Annotated in this window: 19 protein-coding genes; 11 read left to right on the forward strand and 8 right to left on the reverse strand. The window is 72.7% G+C overall.

Annotated features, from left to right (window positions below):
* Position 1 precedes the first annotated feature (1 nt).
* From metH to hisG, 4 genes are all read left to right on the forward strand, one after another.
* A complete protein-coding gene (gene metH / locus ATL51_RS04105; RefSeq protein WP_100880467.1) occupies positions 2–3,658 on the forward strand; it encodes a methionine synthase in 3,657 nt (1,218 codons plus the stop codon).
* Entirely contained in the window at positions 3,651–4,352 is a 702-nt protein-coding gene (locus tag ATL51_RS04110) for an HAD family hydrolase (protein ID WP_073574819.1), read from the forward strand. Before metH ends, ATL51_RS04110 begins: the two co-directional genes overlap by 8 nt.
* A 165-nt stretch (positions 4,353–4,517) precedes the next feature.
* Complete coding sequence (locus ATL51_RS04115) at positions 4,518–4,781, forward strand: phosphoribosyl-ATP diphosphatase (protein ID WP_062395155.1); 264 nt, start codon at positions 4,518–4,520, stop codon at positions 4,779–4,781.
* Between the two features lie 56 nt (positions 4,782–4,837).
* Positions 4,838–5,728 carry an ATP phosphoribosyltransferase gene (gene hisG, locus ATL51_RS04120; protein ID WP_100877718.1) on the forward strand — a complete coding sequence of 297 codons (891 nt, stop codon included), beginning with the start codon at positions 4,838–4,840 and terminating at the stop codon, positions 5,726–5,728.
* A 102-nt stretch (positions 5,729–5,830) separates the two neighbouring features.
* Here hisG and ATL51_RS04125 read toward each other — a convergent pair whose 3' ends face one another.
* The 4 genes from ATL51_RS04125 to ATL51_RS04140 are packed head-to-tail and all read right to left on the reverse strand — an operon-like array spanning position 5,831 to position 9,436.
* On the reverse strand, positions 5,831–6,676 hold the full coding sequence (locus tag ATL51_RS04125) for a thioesterase family protein (protein WP_100877719.1): 846 nt from the start codon (positions 6,674–6,676) through the stop codon (positions 5,831–5,833).
* Between the two features lie 7 nt (positions 6,677–6,683).
* Positions 6,684–7,571 (reverse strand): RecB family exonuclease, encoded by an 888-nt coding sequence (locus tag ATL51_RS04130; protein WP_100877720.1) that lies wholly within the window; start codon positions 7,569–7,571, stop codon positions 6,684–6,686.
* Positions 7,572–7,613: 42 nt separating this feature from the next.
* Positions 7,614–8,858 (reverse strand): calcium-binding protein, encoded by a 1,245-nt coding sequence (locus tag ATL51_RS04135; RefSeq protein ID WP_301548882.1) that lies wholly within the window; start codon positions 8,856–8,858, stop codon positions 7,614–7,616.
* Positions 8,855–9,436, reverse strand: a complete 582-nt coding sequence (locus ATL51_RS04140; RefSeq protein ID WP_100877721.1) for a TasA family protein — start codon at positions 9,434–9,436, stop codon at positions 8,855–8,857. The genes ATL51_RS04135 and ATL51_RS04140 overlap by 4 nt, the downstream gene beginning before the upstream one ends.
* Before the next feature lie 85 nt (positions 9,437–9,521).
* Between ATL51_RS04140 and ATL51_RS04145 the strand changes: the two genes are divergently transcribed.
* The 5 genes from ATL51_RS04145 (at position 9,522) to ATL51_RS04165 (ending at position 13,943) form a co-directional block, all read left to right on the forward strand.
* Positions 9,522–10,109 carry a signal peptidase I gene (locus ATL51_RS04145; RefSeq protein WP_100877722.1) on the forward strand — a complete coding sequence of 196 codons (588 nt, stop codon included), beginning with the start codon at positions 9,522–9,524 and terminating at the stop codon, positions 10,107–10,109.
* 11 nt (positions 10,110–10,120) lie between these two features.
* Positions 10,121–11,140 carry a tRNA (adenine-N1)-methyltransferase gene (locus ATL51_RS04155; protein WP_301548883.1) on the forward strand — a complete coding sequence of 340 codons (1,020 nt, stop codon included), beginning with the start codon at positions 10,121–10,123 and terminating at the stop codon, positions 11,138–11,140.
* Positions 11,141–11,366: 226 nt separating this feature from the next.
* Positions 11,367–13,187 carry a proteasome ATPase gene (gene arc, locus ATL51_RS04160; protein WP_073574821.1) on the forward strand — a complete coding sequence of 607 codons (1,821 nt, stop codon included), beginning with the start codon at positions 11,367–11,369 and terminating at the stop codon, positions 13,185–13,187.
* Positions 13,188–13,343: 156 nt separating this feature from the next.
* The gene (locus tag ATL51_RS28595) at positions 13,344–13,490 is read left to right on the forward strand and encodes a hypothetical protein (protein ID WP_167379050.1); all 147 of its coding nucleotides are present in this window, start codon (positions 13,344–13,346) and stop codon (positions 13,488–13,490) included.
* A 54-nt stretch (positions 13,491–13,544) separates the two neighbouring features.
* Complete coding sequence (locus ATL51_RS04165) at positions 13,545–13,943, forward strand: VOC family protein (RefSeq protein WP_100877723.1); 399 nt, start codon at positions 13,545–13,547, stop codon at positions 13,941–13,943.
* Here the strand turns inward: ATL51_RS04165 and ATL51_RS04170 are convergent.
* Positions 13,886–14,719 (reverse strand): helix-turn-helix domain-containing protein, encoded by an 834-nt coding sequence (locus tag ATL51_RS04170; protein WP_100877724.1) that lies wholly within the window; start codon positions 14,717–14,719, stop codon positions 13,886–13,888. The genes ATL51_RS04165 and ATL51_RS04170 overlap by 58 nt on opposite strands.
* A 74-nt stretch (positions 14,720–14,793) precedes the next feature.
* Positions 14,794–15,351 (reverse strand): YceI family protein, encoded by a 558-nt coding sequence (locus ATL51_RS04175; RefSeq protein WP_062395132.1) that lies wholly within the window; start codon positions 15,349–15,351, stop codon positions 14,794–14,796.
* A gap of 91 nt (positions 15,352–15,442) precedes the next feature.
* Between ATL51_RS04175 and ATL51_RS04180 the strand changes: the two genes are divergently transcribed.
* Positions 15,443–15,961 carry a MarR family winged helix-turn-helix transcriptional regulator gene (locus tag ATL51_RS04180; RefSeq protein ID WP_062395129.1) on the forward strand — a complete coding sequence of 173 codons (519 nt, stop codon included), beginning with the start codon at positions 15,443–15,445 and terminating at the stop codon, positions 15,959–15,961.
* 9 nt (positions 15,962–15,970) lie between these two features.
* Positions 15,971–17,374 (forward strand): dihydrolipoyl dehydrogenase, encoded by a 1,404-nt coding sequence (gene lpdA, locus ATL51_RS04185; protein ID WP_073574823.1) that lies wholly within the window; start codon positions 15,971–15,973, stop codon positions 17,372–17,374.
* Positions 17,375–17,475: 101 nt separating this feature from the next.
* Here lpdA and ATL51_RS04190 read toward each other — a convergent pair whose 3' ends face one another.
* A complete protein-coding gene (locus ATL51_RS04190) occupies positions 17,476–17,670 on the reverse strand; it encodes a hypothetical protein (protein ID WP_100877725.1) in 195 nt (64 codons plus the stop codon).
* 167 nt (positions 17,671–17,837) lie between these two features.
* Positions 17,838–18,395, reverse strand: a complete 558-nt coding sequence (locus ATL51_RS04195; RefSeq protein WP_100877726.1) for an NUDIX hydrolase — start codon at positions 18,393–18,395, stop codon at positions 17,838–17,840.
* Positions 18,396–18,438 lie beyond the last annotated feature (43 nt).

Genomic DNA, 18,438 nt, shown 5'->3' on the forward strand with positions numbered 1-18,438 from the left:
GATCGACCCCGAACGGGTCGAGCGAGCGGCCCGGCGGACCGAGCAGCTGACGGAGCTGCTGGGTCGGCGCATCGGCGTCATCGACGGGGCGTGGGGCACCGTCATCCAGGGCCTCGGCCTGACCCCGGAGGACTACTCCGCGGACTGGCTGCACGGCCACCCCAAGGACACCAACGGCGACCCGGACCTGCTCAACCTCACCCGTCCGGACCTGATCCTCCAGGCGCACCGCAACTACTTCGACGCGGGCGCCGACCTGACGACGACCAACACCTTCACCGCGACCACGATCGGCCAGGCGGACTACGGCCTGGAGTCGAAGGTCGACGAGATGAACGTGGCCGCGGCGCGGCTGGCCCGCGAGGCCGCCGACGAGGCCGAGAAGGCCACCGGCGAGCCCAAGTGGGTGGCCGGCTCCATCGGTCCGCTGAACGTCACGCTGTCGCTGTCGCCGAAGGTCGACGACCCCGCCTACCGTGCGGTGTCCTACGAGCAGGTCTACGACTCCTACGCCCAGCAGATCGCCGCGCTGGACTCCGGCGGCGTCGACGTCCTGCTGATCGAGACCATCTTCGACACGTTGAACTCGAAGGCCGCGTTGCAGGCCGCGCACGACGTCGCCCCGCACCTTCCGGTGTGGATCTCGGTGACCATCGTCGACCGCTCCGGGCGCACGCTGTCCGGGCAGACCGTCGACGCGTTCTGGACCTCCGTGCGCCACGCCGCGCCGCTCGTCGTCGGGCTGAACTGCGCACTGGGCGCCGACGAGATGCGCCCGCACGCCGTCGCGCTCGCCGAGATCAGCGACGCGTTCGTCGCGACCTACCCCAACGCGGGCCTGCCGAACGCCTTCGGCGGCTACGACGAGACCCCCGAGCAGACCGCGGACTTCCTCAAGGAGTTCGCCGAGTCCGGGCTGGTGAACATCGTCGGCGGCTGCTGCGGCACCGGGCCGGAGCACATCCGCCACATCGCCGACCGGGTCAAGGGGCTGCCGCCGCGGGTGCCGACCGAGGCCCCGCAGCGCACCCGCTTCTCCGGCCTGGAGCGCTTCGAGATCGGCCCCGACACCGGTTTCGTGATGATCGGTGAGCGGACCAACGTCACCGGCTCCAAGCGGTTCCGCAGGCTCATCGAGTCGAAGGACTACAACGGCGCGCTCGACGTCGCGCTGGACATGGTCCGCGGCGGCGCGAACATGCTCGACGTCAACATGGACGCCGACCTGCTCGAGTCCGCCGACGAGATGCGCACCTTCCTCAACCTGCTGGCCACCGAGCCCGAGGTCGCCCGACTGCCGATCATGATCGACAGCTCGCGGTGGTCGGTGATCGAGGCGGGCCTGCAGTGCGTGCAGGGCAAGGGCGTCGTCAACTCGATCAGCCTCAAGGAGGGCGAGGAGCCCTTCCTGGAGCAGGCCCGCAAGGTCAAGGCCTACGGCGCGGGCGTGGTGGTCATGGCCTTCGACGAGACCGGCCAGGCCGACACCGCCGACCGCAAGGTCGAGATCTGCGGCCGCGCCTACGACCTGCTCGTCGAGAAGGCCGGGCTCGACCCGCACGACATCATCTTCGACCCGAACATCCTCGCCATCGCCACCGGCATGGAGGAGCACAACGACTACGCGAAGGACTTCATCGAGGCCTGCCCGCGGATCAAGGAGCGCTGCCCCGGCGCCCACATCTCCGGTGGTGTCTCGAACCTGTCCTTCGCCTTCCGCGGCAACAACGTCGTCCGCGAGGCCATGGACTCGGCCTTCCTGTTCCACGCCATCAAGGCCGGCCTGGACATGGGGATCGTCAACGCCGGCCAGCTCGCGGTCTACCAGGACATCCCGGCCGACCTGCTCGAGATGGTCGAGGACGTCCTGTTCAACCGCCGCCCCGACGCCACCGACCGGCTCGTGGAGAACGCCGACCGGTTCAAGGGCGAGGGCACCCAGCGCAAGGTCGACCTGTCCTGGCGGGAGGCCGACGTCCGCGCCCGCCTGTCGCACGCGCTCGTGCACGGCATCGTCGACTTCGTCGAGGCCGACACCGAGGAGGCCCGCGCGCAGGCCACGCGGCCGCTCGACGTCATCGAGGGCCCGCTGATGGACGGCATGAAGGTCGTCGGCGACCTGTTCGGCGACGGCAAGATGTTCCTGCCCCAGGTCGTGAAGTCCGCCCGCGTCATGAAGCGCGCCGTCGCCTACCTCGAGCCCTTCATGGAGAAGGAGAAGGAGGAGGCCAAGGCCCGCGGCGAGATCGACGCCCGCGGGCACGGCAAGGTCGTCATGGCCACGGTCAAGGGCGACGTGCACGACATCGGCAAGAACATCGTCGGGGTCGTGCTGGGCTGCAACAGCTACGAGGTCATCGACCTCGGCGTGATGGTGCCCGCGCAGACCATCCTCGACACCGCCGTCGCCGAGGGCGCCGACGTCGTCGGGTTGTCCGGCCTGATCACCCCCTCGCTCGACGAGATGGTGAGCGTGGCCACCGAGATGGAGCGGCGCGGCCTGAAGCTGCCGCTGCTCATCGGCGGGGCCACGACCTCCCGCCAGCACACCGCGGTGAAGATCGCCCAGCAGTACCAGGGCGACGTCCTGCACGTCCTGGACGCCTCCCGGGTCGTCGGGGTCGTGTCGGACCTGCTCGACGACGACCGCGCCGAGGTCCTGTCCCGGCGCAACGACGCCGACCAGCAGCGGCTGCGCGAGCAGCACGAGGGCCGGCAGGCCAAGCCGCTGCTGCCCTTCGCCGACGCCGTCGCCAACCGCGAGAGCATCGACTTCGGTGAGCTGCCCGTCCCCGAGTTCACCGGGGTCCGCCCGTGCGAGCCCACGATCGCCGAACTCCGCGAGCTGATCGACTGGCAGTTCCTGTTCCTGGCCTGGGAGCTGAAGGGCAAGTTCCCGCAGATCCTGAACTCGCCCGTCGCCAAGGAGCTCTACGACGACGCCAACGCGATGCTCGACCAGATCATCGCCGAGGACCGGTTCACCGCCCGCGGCGTCTACGGCTTCTGGCCGGCCCGCGCCGAGGGCGAGGACATCGTGATCTCACCCGACGGCGGTGACGTGCGGCTGCCGATGCTGCGACAGCAGACCGTCAAGCCGAAGGGGCGGGCCAACCGCAGCCTCGCCGACTACGTGGCGCCCGACGGGGACCACCTCGGCGCGTTCGCGGTGTCCATCCACGGCGCCGAGGACATGGCCGCCGAGTTCGAGACCGCGCTCGACGACTACAAGGCGATCATGGTGAAGGCGCTGGCCGACCGGCTCGCCGAGGCCTTCGCCGAGTACGCCCACCGGCAGGCCCGCCGCGAGTGGTTCGAGCCCGACGCGAACCAGGCCGTCGAGGACCTGCACGCCGAGCGGTTCCGGGGCATCCGTCCCGCGTTCGGCTACCCGGCCTGCCCGGACCACACGCTCAAGCGGCCGCTGTTCGACCTGCTGGGCGCCGAGGAGACCGGCGTGGGGCTCACCGAGTCCTTCGCCATGACCCCGGCGGCCGCGGTCAGCGGCATGATGTTCGCCCACCCGGAGTCGCGGTACTTCACCGTCGGCCGGATCGGGTCCGACCAGGTCGCCGACTACGCCGGCCGGCTCGGCGTGGACGTCGCCGTCGTCGAGAAGTGGCTGCGCCCGAACCTGGGGTACACCCCCGATGCCTGAGCCGACGACGACCCGGCCCGCGGGCGTGCTGCTGGACATGGACGGCACCCTGATCGACTCGGAGAAGGTGTGGGAGGTCGCCCTCAACGACCTCATGAAGCACCTCGGCGCCCCGGAGCTGAGCCTCGAGGCCCGGCTGGAGTCCGTCGGCGGCTCGCTCGACTCGTCGCTGCGGATCTGCTTCCGGGAGGCCGGGCGCGACCCCGGCACGATCCCCGCCGACGAGTACCGCGAGACCGGCGAGTGGCTCTACGACCGCGCCGGGGAGCTGTTCTCCCACGGCGTGCCGTGGCGGCCCGGTGCCCGGGAGCTGCTCGGCGCCCTGCGCGAGGCGGGCATCCCGACCGCGCTCGTCACCAACACCATCCGGGTGCTGGTGGAGCGGGCGCTGGGGACCCTGGGCCGGGAGCACTTCGCCGCCGTCGTGCCCGGCGACGAGGTGCGCGAGCCCAAGCCGCAGCCCGAGCCCTACCGGCGCGGCGCCGAGCTGCTCGGGGTCGAACCGCGCGACTGCGTCGCGGTGGAGGACTCGCCGACGGGTGCGCTGTCGGCCGAGCGGGCCGGCTGCGCGGTGCTGGTGGTGCCCTGTGAGCTCGAGGTGCCCGCCGGTCCGCGCCGGGTGCTGCGCGAGACCCTCGCCGGGATCGGGCCGGCCGAGCTCGGGGCGGTCCTCGCGGAGGTCCGGGCCCGCTGAACGGCCCAAGGGCCGGTGTGAGCGGGCCGTTCGCGGCGACGAGCGGCACTCCGACCTGGTCTTGCTCACTCCGGGTGAACCATCCGGCGCGGTCCGTTGCCCACACGGCTTACCGCCCCGGATGCGCCCGGCGTGCGGCGTGGGTCACCGTTCACACTGGTACCCGTGAAGACATTCGACGACTTGTTCGCCGAGCTGCAGGCCAAGGCCCAGGAGCGGCCGGCCGGTTCGGGGACCGTCGCCGCGCTGGACGCCGGGGTGCACGCCCAGGGCAAGAAGGTGCTCGAGGAGGCCGGTGAGGTCTGGATCGCCGCCGAGTACCAGGGCGACGACGAGCTGGCCGAGGAGATCTCGCAGCTGCTGTACCGGCTGCAGGTGATCATGCTCCAGCGGGGGCTCACCCTCGAGGACGTGTACAAGCATCTGTAGGTCGACCCGACCCACCGACACCACCACCACCGACGACGACCGTCAGGAGAGCGGAAATGCTCCGCGTGGCACTGCCGAACAAGGGCACCCTGGCCGAGCCCGCCGCGACGATGATGCGCGAGGCGGGGTACCGCCAGCGGACCGACTCGCGCGACCTCAGCGTGGTCGACGACGAGAACGAGATCGAGTTCTTCTACCTGCGGCCCAAGGACATCGCGACCTACGTCGGCAAGGGTGACCTGCATCTGGGCGTCACCGGCTTCGACCTCATGGAGGAGTCGGGCAGCCAGACCCAGGAGATCATCCCGCTCGGCTTCGGCAAGTCGCGGTTCCACTTCGCGGCCCCGGCCGACGCCGACTGGAAGATCGAGGACCTCGACGGCCGCAAGATCGCGACGTCCTACCCCCGTCTGGTCCGCTCGTACCTCTCCGGCAAGCGGATCGGCGCGGAGATCGTGAAGCTCGACGGCGCGGTGGAGATCTCCATCCAGCTGGGTCTGGCCGACGCGATCGCCGACGTCGTGTCCTCCGGGCGCACGTTGCGCCAGCACGGTCTGCAGATCATCGGCGAGGCCATCGCCACCTCGCAGGCCACGCTCATCGAGCGGGAGAAGCGGCACGACCGCGCCGAGGACGCCGAGACCACCCGCCTGAAGAAGGTCTTCGCCGACCGGCTGCAGGGCGTCGTCGTGGCCCGCGAGTACCTGATGATGGACTTCGACTGCCCGGAGGGGCTGCTGGAGGCCGTGGAGAAGGTCGCACCGGGCCTGCAGGCGCCGACGGTCTCGCCGCTGTCGAAGAAGGGCTGGGTCGCGGTCCGCACGATGGTGCGCACCAAGGACACGAACCGCGTGATGGACAAGCTCGCCGACATCGGCGCCACCGCGATCCTCACCTCGGAGATCCGGTCCTGCCGCGCGATGACGGTCAACGGCCACGGCCACTGAGCCCACCCCGTCCGACGTCCGTTCCCCCCACGGCGGCCCGCCCCGGTGACTCCGGTGGCGGGCCGCCGTCGTGCGGCCGGGGCGGTGCCGGCGGTTGTACGGCTAGCGGGCCCGGACGGTCAGGGCCTGGGCGATCCGGCCGGTGTGCCCGTCGTCGTCGAACAGGGTGGCCGAGCAGGTGCCCAGCCCGTCCGGCCCGACGACGGTCGCGGCGTCGACGCCGATCCACTCGCCGGCCGGGGCCCGGTGCAGGTGCACCGTCAGCTCGGTGTTGACGAACAGCCAGCGCGTCACGTCCAGCGGTGCGGCGAGCCCGTTCGCACAGTCCGCGGCGACCATCAGCCGCTGCGCCGGGCTCGGATCCTCACCCTCGACGAGCGGGACCCGCATCCGGATCCAGCCGCGCCCCGGGCCCTCGTCGCCGAGGCTGCCCCCGTCGAGCCAGGCCCACTCGATCGCGTCGAGGAACCCGGGCAGCCAGCCGTCCGGCCGCTCGGTGCGCACGACGGCGGCGTCCCGCCCGGGCAGCGCGGCTGCCTGCCCCTGCGCGACGACGGCGGTGTCGGACGAGGCGAGCCGCCAGGCCCGGGCCCGGAGCACGTCCCGGTCACCGGCGCGCATCGTCGCCGACAGCAGCTCGATCGTCCGCCCGGGCCGCTCGACGCCCGCGGTGACCGTGACCGGCCCGGCGGGCACCGCCCCGAGCACCTCGACGGTGACGCGGGCGATCCGCCACCCCGCCTCGGCGCCGCCGGGGCGGGACTCGGGCAGCCGTTCGAGGGCGCGGACCAGCAGCGCCGAGGGCGGGCCCATGTGCTGGGCGTCGGCGAACCAGGGGCCGGTCGTCGACGGCGTCGCCTCGAAGGCGGCGTGGGTGACGCCGTCGGCGGTCTGCTCGCCGCGGGGCAGGTAGAACGGGCCGGGCGGGATAGGGGGCGGTGCGCTCACCCGTCGATCATGCCGCGCCGCCCGGCCAGCCGGGATACGGCGGGGGAGTACCGCCCCACGCGGGGCAGCGGGCCTTGTGGTCGCAGGTGCGGCAGGCCGGGCCGGTGCGGGGCCGGAAGTCCCCGGTGGGGGCGGCGAGCCGGATGGCGGTCCACACCGCCTCGAGCAGGCGCCCGAAGCGGGTGAGCTCCTCGGCGTCGGGCCGGTAGGTCAGGGCGGTGCCGTCGGCCAGGTAGAGCAGGCGCAGCTCGTCGGGGACGCGGCCGTGGGTCAGCAGGACGGCCAGTGCGTAGAACTTGAGCTGGAACAGCACGCCGGACTCGTAGCCCTCGCCGGGCGTCGCGCCGGTCTTGTAGTCGACCACCCGCAGCCCGTCGGGACCGTCGTCGAGCCGGTCCAGGATGCCGCGCAGCGGCACCGGCGCCGCGTCGCCGGCGCCGGGCAGGGCCGCCTCGATGCGGGTCTCCACCGCCGTCGCGGAGACGCCGGCCGGGTCCTCCAGCGCGAAGTAGCGGTCGAGCAGCGCGGAGGCCGAGTCCAGCCAGAGCGCGAGCTGCGGGTCCTCCGGGCCGCTGAACAGCGCCGCCGCGGCGGGCTCCGCGGCCGCGAGGTCGTCCCAGCAGGGGCCGAGCAGCTCCCGCGCGGCCTGCGGGGTCCGGTCGGCCGGGTCCCGGGCGAACAGCCGCTCCAGCACCGCGTGCACCAGTGTCCCGCGGACCTGCGCCTGCGACGGCGGCTCCGGGAGCCGATCGACCGCACGGAACCGGTAGAGCAGTGGGCAGCGGCGGAAGTCCGCCGCACGCGACGGGGACAGGGCGGGGGGACGCGGTGCGGTGGCGGCCGGGGACGCACCGGGTCCGGCCGCGCGGGCGGACGGGGGCTCCCGGACGGTCACGCGGGCAGGCTAGCCGGGCCCCCCGACGATTCCGGGATCCGATCAGCCGGGCGGGGCGGTCGTCGCCGGGTCGGGCTCGCCCTCGGGCACGGCCGGCGCGGGCGGGGCCGGCTCCGGGGGTGTGGAGGCGGGGTCCCCGGGCGCGGCCGGGTCGGCCGAGCCCTCCGGCACCGGAGTCGCGCCGGGTGCCGGTGACGGTGCGGTCGCCGGTGGCGTCGCGGCGGGGGCCGGTGCCGTGCACGCGGTCAGGAGGTCGTCCGGGCCGGCGTCCGGGCAGGTCGCGCCGTCGGCGAGGCCGCCGTGCAGCACGTCCGGCTCGCGCGGGTTCTCCGGGCCGCCGAGCAGGGTGTCGGCTCCGGCGCCGCCGTAGAGCCGGTCGGCCCCGTCCCCGCCGGAGAGGCGGTCGTCGCCGTCGCCGCCGAGCAGCACGTCGTCCCCGGCCCCGCCGTCGAGCACGTCGTCCCCGCCCGCCCCGACCAGGCAGTCCCGGCCCGGGGACCCCGTGATGCGGTCGGGTCCGGGAGTGCCCACGACGAGCAGCGGCCCGGTCGCACCCGGCCGGTCGGTGCGGGCGTCGAACACGGCGCCGTCGCCGCTGAGGACGACGGTCTCGGCGACCGAGGTGATGCCGGCGTCGACGCACTCCGCGGGCGGGGCGGCGACGGCCGGGACGACGCTCGGCGAGGCGACCCGCGGGGACCGGGTGCCGAGCAGGTTCGTGCCGATCCTCAGGGTCCCGTCCACCCGGTCGGTGAAGCCGCCCGAGACCGCCAGCCGGAGCGTCGCCGCCTCGGTGCGCGGCAGCAGCACGACCGGTCCGACCGCGACGGTCAGGGGGACCGTCACCACGGTGCCGGGCGCGAGCGTGGTGACCACGCGCTCCTTCCCGTCGAGCAGCGCGCAGTACGACTCGGCGGTCCGCGACCCGATCCGGACGGTGAGCGAGCCGACGTTCAGGCCGTCGAGCAGCCCGCCGACCCCGGTGGTGCAGGCGGTCGAGGAGTACGCGGGCAGCGACACCGACAGCGTCGCCGGCACCGAACCGCGGTAGTCCACGGTCACCGAGGTGGTCGTCGTCGAGTTCGCCCGCAGGCCGGTCAGGGCGACCGCGGGCGGGGTCGCGCGCCCGCCCAGCACCACCGTGCCCGCCGAGGTCGAACCCGCGGCACCCGGGTCGCTGTCGGTGAACACGGCCCAGGTGCCCCAGGCCGTGGCCGACACCGCGACGAGCACGGCCGCGGCCCCCATCGCGAGCGCTGCCCGCCGCCGGGGGACCGCCGGGGTCACGACTGGTTCAGGGTGAACGTCGACCCGACGGTGATCCGGTCGCCCTGCACCTTGTTGTCCGCCGACGGCGGCAGCGCGAAGGTCAGCGTGTAGGTACCGGTGGCCCCGGCGCCCAGCGGCCCGGACGGCAGCGGGCTCTGGACGAAGGTGCGCAGCGGTACCGCCGCCCCCGCGGTGCCCACCCCCGGCCCGGAGACGACCTGGACGGTCATCTCGTCCTGCAGGTTGCCGCCGGCGGCGCAGGCGTTCGCAGCCACCTTCTCCGCCTCCGCCTCGGGCTCGGTGCAGGTGACGTCGGACCCGGTCGCGGTCAGCGATCCGGTGACGGTGCCGGGGACGGAACCGGCGTTGCGGACGTCGACGGTGACGGTGGTGGAGAAGCCGGGGGCGATGTTGGCCTGGTTGAAGAGGACCTTGTCGGCGTTGGAGCCGACGGTGAGGTCGAGGGTGCCGGAGGAGACCTGCCCACCCGGCCCGTCCTCGGTGTCGGTGAACGCGGCATAGGTGCCGAGGCCGATCGCGAGTACGGCGACCGCGACCGCGGCGACGCCGATCCCGAGGCGTGTGCGTGTGTCCATGCGCGTGGACGTTCCCGCTGCATCGGCGCAGCTCACCGCACGATCGTGTACGTCACGTGTCCGGAGGCCGACCTAGGGTGATCCGATGGGCCGAGATCCCTCCGCACCCGCGCGCACGTCGTGGCCGGTACCGGCCGCCCCCCGCCCGTCCCCGTGGCGCCGGATCGGCGGTGCGCTCGTCACCGTCGTCGTGCTCGGGCTGGTCGGGCTGGCCGTGGCGGTCGCCGTCGTCCCCGCGGTCACCGGGTCCCGCGCGTACACGGTGCTGTCCGGGAGCATGGTCCCGACCCTGCCGGTGGGCTCGCTGGTCGTGTCCCGCCCGGTGGACGCGGACAGCGTCGTCGTCGGTGACCTGATCTCCTTCGTCGACCGCGACCGGGCCCGCGGCGAGACCCGGACCGTCACCCACCGTGTGGTCGCGGTCGATCCCGGCCCCGTGTTCACCACCCGCGGCGACGCGAACCCGGCGCCGGACCCGCATCCGGTGACGGCGCAGGACCTGCTGGGCCGGGTCTGGTACGACCTGCCCTGGGTCGGTGGCGCAGCCGGGTTCCTGCGCACCGGCCCGGGCCTGATGGTCGGTGGGGGAGCGGTGCTCCTGCTGCTGGGGCTCGGCCTGCTCGTGCCGCGCGGCCGACGCCCCGGCGACCGGGCCGTGCGGGAGCGCGGATAGCGTCGTCGCCCGTGCACGACGCCCTCCCGACCTCCGACGGTGCCACCGGTCCCGTCGACGCCGACCCCGTCGACGCCGACCCCGTCGACGCCGACCCCGTCGACGCCGGCCCCACCGACGCCGGCCCCACCGACGCCGGCCCGGCCGACGACGGCCCCGCCGACGACCACCACGTCGCCGGGAGCGCCGACGTCGTCTGGGAGCCCCCGCGCCGCGGCGGGCCGTTCCGCGAGGGCGACCGGGTGCAGCTCACCGACCCCAAGGGGCGCCGCTACACCGTCGTCCTCCAGGCCGGCGGGGCGTACCACACCCACCGCGGCCAGATCGACCACGACGACATCATCGGCTCGCCCGAGGGCGGGCTCGTGCACTCCGCGGCGAACACGCCGTACCTGACCATGCGTCCCCGCCTGGCCGACTACGTGCTGTCGATGCCCCGCGGCGCCCAGGTGATCTACCCCAAGGACTCCGCGCAGATCCTCATGTGGGGCGACGTGTTCCCCGGCGCGCGGGTACTGGAGGCCGGCGCCGGGTCCGGCGCGCTGACCTGCTCGCTGCTGCAGGCCGTCGGGCCGACCGGCAAGGTGATCTCCTACGAGGTCCGCGACGACCACGCCCCGCACGCGGTCACCAACGTCGAGACCTTCTTCGGTCACCGGCCCCCGCACTGGGAGCTGACCGTCGGTGACGTCAGGCAGCACCGCGGCGAGGTCGACCGGGTCGTGCTGGACATGCTCTCGCCGTGGGACGTGCTCGACACCGTCCGCGACTGCCTGGTGCCGGGCGGGATCCTCGTCGGCTACGTCGCGACCACCACCCAGCTGTCGGTGCTCACCGAGGCGCTGCGGGAGATGCAGTGCTGGACCGAGCCCGAGTCCTGGGAGGCGATGGTCCGCCCCTGGCACGTGGTGGGTCTGGCCGTCCGTCCGGAGCATCGGATGATCGCCCATACGGCCTTCCTGCTGACCACCCGGCGGCTCGCCGACGGCGTCACGCCGCCCCGGCAGCAGCGACGGCCGACCGGCCGCTGACCCGGGAGTTCTGTCCGGTTTCGACCGGATCGCCACCGCGACGCGCCGGACCGCGGAACGAGAACGTTACGAACTACCCTCCGTGTGGACGTGGCGGTGACGCCCGTGAAGCCGCAGAGTGACCACATGGTGCCGACCGGCTGAGGCCCGGATCACCGGTTCGACGCACCGTCGCGGTCACCCGTCACGGGTACCGTGGTGAGACGGAACACGGAGGGAGGCTGCCGTGAACCACCCCTACGACGACGGTCCCGGCAACCAGGGTTTCCAGTCTGACCGCGACCTCAGCCCCGCTGAGGCCGCCGAGCACATCCGTCACCTCGAGCACGAGATCTCCTCGCTACGTCAACGGCTGACCGAGACGCCCCGGCACGCCCGAGTGCTGGAACAGCGGCTCGCCGAGACCACGAGCCGGCTCTCCGCGCTCAACGCTCGGAACGAGAAGCTGACCGAGACCCTCAAGGAGGCCCGCGGCCAGCTGGTCGCGCTCCGCGAGGAGGTCGACCGGCTCGCGCAGCCGCCGTCCGGCTACGGGGTGTTCCTGGGCCGGTACGACGACGACACGGTCGACGTCTTCACCTCCGGCCGCCGGATGCGGGTCCCCGTGTCCCCGGCGGTCGAGGGCGAGACGCTGCGCAGCGGTCAGTCCGTCCGGCTCAACGAGGCGCTCACCGTGGTCGAGGCCATGGGCTTCGAGCAGGTCGGTGACCTCTACTCGCTGCGGGAGATCATCTCCCGTCCGGGTGAGGACGGCTCGGCCGGTCGCGGCCTGGTCGTCGGCCACTCCGATGAGGAGCGCGTCGTCTGGCTGGCGGCGCCGCTGTTCGAGCTCGGACAGGAGGAGGGCACCAGCCCGCTCAAGTCCGGCGACTCGGTCATGGTCGACTCGCGGGCGGGCTACGCCTACGAACGGGTCGCCAAGGCCGAGGTCGAGGACCTCGTGCTCGAGGAGGTCCCGGACATCGCCTACTCCGACATCGGCGGCCTGTCCCGGCAGATCGAGCAGATCCAGGACGCGGTCGAGCTGCCGTTCCTGCACACCGAGCTGTTCACCCAGTACGAGCTGCGTCCGCCCAAGGGCGTGCTGCTCTACGGGCCGCCCGGCTGCGGGAAGACGCTCATCGCGAAGGCCGTCGCGAACTCGCTGGCGAAGAAGATCGCCAAGCAGCGGGGCGACGACCCGGACGAGGGGCGCGCGTTCTTCCTCAACATCAAGGGTCCCGAGCTGCTCAACAAGTTCGTCGGCGAGACCGAGCGGCACATCCGGCTGATCTTCCAGCGCGCGCGGGAGAAGGCGAGCGCCGGCACCCCGGTGATCGTGTTCTTCGACGAGATGGACTCGATCTTCCGGACCCGTGGTTCGGGTGTGTCCTCCGACGTGGAGACGACGATCGTCCCCCAGCTCCTCGCCGAGATCGACGGCGTCGAGGGCCTGGAGAACGTCATCGTCATCGGTGCCTCGAACCGTGAGGACATGATCGACCCGGCGATCCTGCGGCCGGGACGGCTCGACGTGAAGATCAAGATCGAGCGTCCGGACGCCGAGGGCGCGAAGGACATCTTCTCGAAGTACCTGACCGAGACGCTGCCCATCCACGCCGACGACGTCGCCGAGTTCGGCGGCAGCCGCAAGGCCTGCGTGGACGGGATGATCCAGCGGGTCACCGAGCGGATGTACGACGAGTCCGAGGAGAACCGGTTCCTGGAGGTCACCTACGCCAACGGCGACAAGGAGACGCTCTACTTCAAGGACTTCAACTCCGGTGCGATGATCCAGAACATCGTCGACCGCGGGAAGAAGTCCGCGATCAAGGCGGTGCTCGAGTCCGGCCAGCCGGGGCTGCGGGTCCAGCATCTGCTGGACGCGATCGTCGACGAGTTCGCCGAGAACGAGGACCTCCCGAACACGACCAACCCCGACGACTGGGCGCGGATCTCGGGGAAGAAGGGGGAGCGGATCGTCTACATCCGCACCCTGGTCACCGGCAAGAACGACGCCACCGGCCGCGCGATCGACACCGCGTCGAACACCGGCCAGTACCTGTAGGCACGCTCCGCACGCACGGGCCCCGCCGCATCCCGCGGCGGGGCCCGTCGTGTGTCCGGGGATCGTCACCCGGTGGAATGATGTCCGGACGAAACGGGCATCCTGTGCACGGAGCCGTGCACGTCCGTGTCGCGGCCCGCCACCACGGAGGTCCTCATGGCCGGCATCATCGGGCGCATCAGCGCATTCCTGAAGAGCCCGCAGGGGCGTCGCTACAGCGACCAGGCCAAGCGGATGGCGAGCGATCCGCGCAACCGCCGGCGGGCGCAGGACATGCTGCGTCGCTTCCGCGGCAAGCGCTGACCGGAGTCCGATCCGTTCACGACGCCGGGCTGCCCGCGGCCTAGCGTCGTGGGCATGGACACCTCGATCGGCGCCGAGCTCGACATGATCGGCATCGTGGTCACCGACATGACCCGCTCGCTGGCCTTCTATCGCCTGCTGGGGCTCGAGTTCCCCGAGGGCTCCGAGACCGAGGCGCACGTGGAGACCACGCTGCGCGGCGGCGTGCGCCTGGCCCTGGACCTGCAGTCGATGGTGGAGGGCTTCCACCCGGGTGCCACCCCGGACGGCCACGGCCGGGTCGGGCTGGCGTTCCGGCTGCCGACCGCCGCGGCCGTCGACGACGCCTGGCGCCGGGTCACCGCGGTCGGTCACACCTCGGTGCTGGACCCGTTCGACGCGCCGTGGGGGCAGCGCTACGCCACCGTCGCCGACCCCGACGGCTCATCGCTGGACCTGTTCGCCTGGACCTGACCTCGCACACGTTCCCCCGACGTCGCCTCCCCCGCAGTGGCTGCGACGTCGGGGGAAGCCGTGCGAGGTGCGAGGGACGCCGGCGACACGCCGGCGAGTGCGCGGACCTCGCGGGACAGGTGGGGCTGGTCGGCGTAGCCGGTGCGGGCGGCGACCGCGGCGGGGGAGACGCCGTCGTACAGCAGCGCGGCCGCGGCCCGGAAGCGCAGCACCCGCCGTGCGACGGCCGGTCCGTACCCGAGGGTGGCGACGCAGCGGCGGTGCAGGGTGCGTCCGGTGACGCCGAGCCGGTCGGCCAGCTCCGCGGCGGACATGCCCCCTGCCAGGGCGCGCAGCGCGGGGTGGGGGAGTCGGGTCGGCGTCCGGTCGTCCACGGCCGCCGCGTGCAGGGCGAGGGCCAGCCGGGCGAGCCACGCGCCGTCGCCGTCGTCGCCGGCGGGGGTGGGCCGGAGCAGCCGGCGCCGGCCGGGGTCGAGCACGTCGGCGAGCGGGGCCCGGCGGTCGCGCAGCTCGTCGGCCGGGACGCCGAGCAGGGCCGGGAGGGCGCCGGGGCGGAAGCGCAGACCGGTGGTCACGCCGCCCGCGGGAGAGGCGGCGAGGTGTGCCGTGGTGTCGGGGCCCGCGACGACCAGCCGGTCCCCGGACAGGAGCAGGTCCATGCAGCCGTCGGGGAGCACCCGCTGGGTGTGCGGCGTGGTACCGGCGTGCGCCCGCCAGGTCACCTCGACGACCGCGCGCAGCGGTCCGGCGGGGGCCGTCTCGGAGTAGCTGCGCACGGCACCAGCCTACGGACGCGGCACGGCCCCGGTGCCGGCGTCGCCGGTCCGGGGCCGTGGCTGCGTGCGCGGGGTCAGGAGGCGCGCAGGACCGCCTGGATCTCCAGCTCGACGCCGACCTTCTCGCTGACGACGACGCCGCCGCCGTCCATCGGCAGCTCGATGTCGACACCGAACTCCGACCGCTTGACGGTGGTCTTCGCGGTGAACCCGGCGCGGGTGCCGCCCCAGGCGTCGGGGCCGAAGCCGTTCAGCTCGAGGTCCAGCTCGACGGGCTTGGTGACGCCCTTGAGGGTCAGGTCGCCGGTGAGCACGTAGTCCTCACCCTTCGCGGCGATCCCGGTGGACCGGAAGGTCCACTCCGGGTACTTCTCGACCTCGAAGAAGTCGGCGGAGCGGATGTGGCCGTCGCGCTGGTCGTTGCCGGTGGTGATCGAGGAGGCGTCGATGGTGGCGGTGACGGTGGAGTCCTCGAGCCGCTCCGCGGTCACGAGCTCGCCGGAGACCTTCTCGAAGCGGCCACGGACCTTGCTGACCATCATGTGACGGACGACGAACGCCACGTCGGAGTGCACCGGGTCGATGTCCCAGGTGCCGACGACGTAGCCGGGGATGGTGGTGGCAGCGGTCATGGTGGTGACTCCTCGGGATAGTTGAACTCTCACTTGTTGAGAGCGATACTAGGTTCAACGAATGCCACACCCCAATGTTTCGGAGGGTGCTATGAGTCACACACGCTGGCTGGACGACGAGGAGCAGCGCACCTGGCGCGCCTTCCTGGCCGCGCAGCGGCTGGTCTCGGAGAAGGTGGAGCGACGCCTGCAGGCCGGGGCGGGGATGCCCCAGGCGTACTACGAGATCCTGGTCCGGCTCTCCGAGGCGCCGGACCGCACGCTGCGGATGAGCGTCCTCGCGGACTCCGCGCTGTCCTCGCGCAGCCGGGTGTCGCACGCGGTGGCCCGGATGGAGGAGGCGGGCTGGATCGAGCGACGGTCCTGTCCCACCGACCGGCGCGGTCAGCTGGCCCGGCTGACCGACCGCGGCTTCGAGGTGCTGGCCGGTGCGGCCCCGGACCACGTCGAGAGCGTCCGCGAGGCGGTGTTCGACGGGCTGACCCCGGCCCAGCAGGCCGGGCTGCGCGAGGCGTGCGAGGCGGTCGTCGCGCACCTGTCCGGTGGCGGGGAGTGGCCCGTGACCCGGGACTCGGGACCGGACGGCCCGGACCCGGCCCAGGCGTCCTAGGCTGGGCACATGCCTCATTTCGACGTCGTCGTACTCGGAGCCGGACCCGGTGGATACGTGGCGGCCATCCGTGCTGCCCAGCTCGGCCGCAGTGTGGCGGTGATCGAGGAGAAGTACTGGGGCGGTGTCTGTCTCAACGTGGGCTGCATCCCCTCCAAGGCGCTGCTGCGCAACGCCGAGATCGCGCACATCGTCACCAAGGAGCAGAAGACCTTCGGTCTGTCCGGTGAGGTGTCGCTCGACTTCGGCGCCGCCTTCGACCGCAGCCGTTCGGTCGCGGACGGGCGCGTCAAGGGCGTGCACTTCCTGATGAAGAAGAACAAGATCACCGAGCTCGACGGGTTCGGCCGGTTCACCAAGCCGGGCGAGATCGAGGTCGAGCTGTCGAAGGGCGGCAACGAGACCGTCACCTACGACGACGTGATCATCGCTGCGGGCTCCACCGTCAAGCTGCTGCCGGGCACCGAGCTGTCCGACCGCGTCGTGACCTACGAGGAGCAGATCCTCACCCGCGAGCTGCCGGAGAGCGTGATCATCGCCGGTGCCGGTGCGATCGGCGTCGAGTTCGCGTTCGTGCTGGCCAACTACGGCGTCGACGTCACCATCGTCGAGTACCTGGACCGGCTGCTCCCGCTCGAGGACGCGGACGTGTCCAAGGAGCTGCTCAAGGCCTACAAGAAGCTCGGCGTGACGGTGCGGACCTCCACGAAGGTCGAGTCCATCACCGACGACGGCAAGGGTGTCACCGTCTCGGTCTCCTCGTCCAAGGGCAGCGAGGACCTGCGCGCCGACAAGGTCGTGCAGGCGATCGGCTTCGCCCCGCGGGTCGACGGGTACGGCCTCGACAAGCTCGGCGTGAACCTCACCGAGCGCGGCGCCATCGAGATCGACGACTACATGCGCACCAGTGTGGAGCACGTCTACGCCATCGGTGACGTCACCGCGAAGCTCATGCTCGCCCACGTCGCCGAGGCGCAGGGCATCGTCGCCGCCGAGACCCTGGCGGGCGCCGAGACCCAGGAGCTGAACTACAAGATGATGCCGCGCGCGACCTTCTGCAACCCGCAGGTCGCGTCGTTCGGCTACACCGAGACCGAGGCCCGCGAGCTGGCCGACGAGAAGGGCTGGAAGGTCAACACCGCGACCTTCCCGTTCACCGCGAACGGCAAGGCGCACGGCATGGCCGAGCCCGCCGGCTTCGTCAAGCTGATCGCCGACGACACCTACGGCGAGCTGCTGGGTGGGCACATCATCGGCGCCGAGGCGACCGAGCTGCTGCCCGAGCTGACCCTGGCCCAGAAGTGGGACCTGACCGTCCACGAGATGGCGCGCAACGTGCACGCGCACCCGACCCTGTCGGAGTGCCTGCAGGAGGCGATCCACGGCCTGGCCGGCCACATGATCAACTTCTGATCACGGCCGCGACGGCCCGCATCCCGCTCGGGGTGCGGGCCGTCGCGCTGTCCGGCCCCGCCGCCGGGCCCACGGGAAGCCGCCGGCGGGGCGGGGAAGGGTCAGGAGTGGCGGGAGTCCGGCTCGCGGCGGGCGGTGTGCTCGCGACGCGTGGTGGAGCCCGCGGCGGCGCGCTGCTCGTGGCGCTCGGCGGCCAGTGCCGCCTCCACCGCGGCCTGCACGGCGGCGGTGTTGACGTCGGGATCGATCAGCCTGGCGGCGGCGAGGGAACGGGCCGAGACCGAGATGCTGACCATGGGTGACTCCTGGAACTGTCGCGTGGTGGGCGTGGTGGGCGTCGGGGAAGGCCCCACGCTGGGCCCTTCCCCGGGTGGCGTCGCGCGACCCGCCGGGTAATGACCGATTCAGGTACCGATGTGGGTGACGTATGTTACCCACTGGTAAACGCGCTGGCCCGAGGACCTTAACGGACGAGGTCGGCCAGCAGCAGGCGGGTGACGTACAGGCCGTCGGGGACCCAGGCCCGGTCCGGCGCGCCGATCCGGGCCGCCAGCTCGTCGAGGGTCCACCAGTCGCCCTCGGCCACCTCCGAGGGCTGGTGGGTCACCGGGCCGTCGGAGAAGGCGCGGTAGACGTGCACGTGGGCCCGCAGACCGTCCGGGCCGGTGCCGGGCCCGGTGTCGACACCCAGCGCGGCGGCGTCGAAGGCGACCACGGCCAGCTTCTCCAGCGGCACGCCGGTGACGCCGAGCTCCTCGCCGAGCTCGCGGGCGGCGCACGCGTCGGGGGTCTCGCCCTCGTCGAGGACCCCGCCGGCGAGGCAGTCCCACATCCCGGCCATGACCAGCTTGGTGTCGGTACGACGGTGCACGTAGACCCGCGTGCCGTCGGCGGAGCGGAGCAGGACCGCCGTCGTGGCGTGCCACAGCGAGCGCGCGTAGACCTCGCCGCGCTCGGCGACGCCGGTGGGCGCGCCCCCGGCGTCGAAGACGGTGAGGCGCTCACGTGCGGGATCGGTCACGCCACGATGATCCCGCCGGGCCGCGGTGCACCCCGACCGGGGG

Origin of the sequence: Pseudonocardia alni (assembly GCF_002813375.1) — a bacterium.
GTDB classification, from domain to species: Bacteria; Actinomycetota; Actinomycetes; order Mycobacteriales; family Pseudonocardiaceae; genus Pseudonocardia; species Pseudonocardia alni.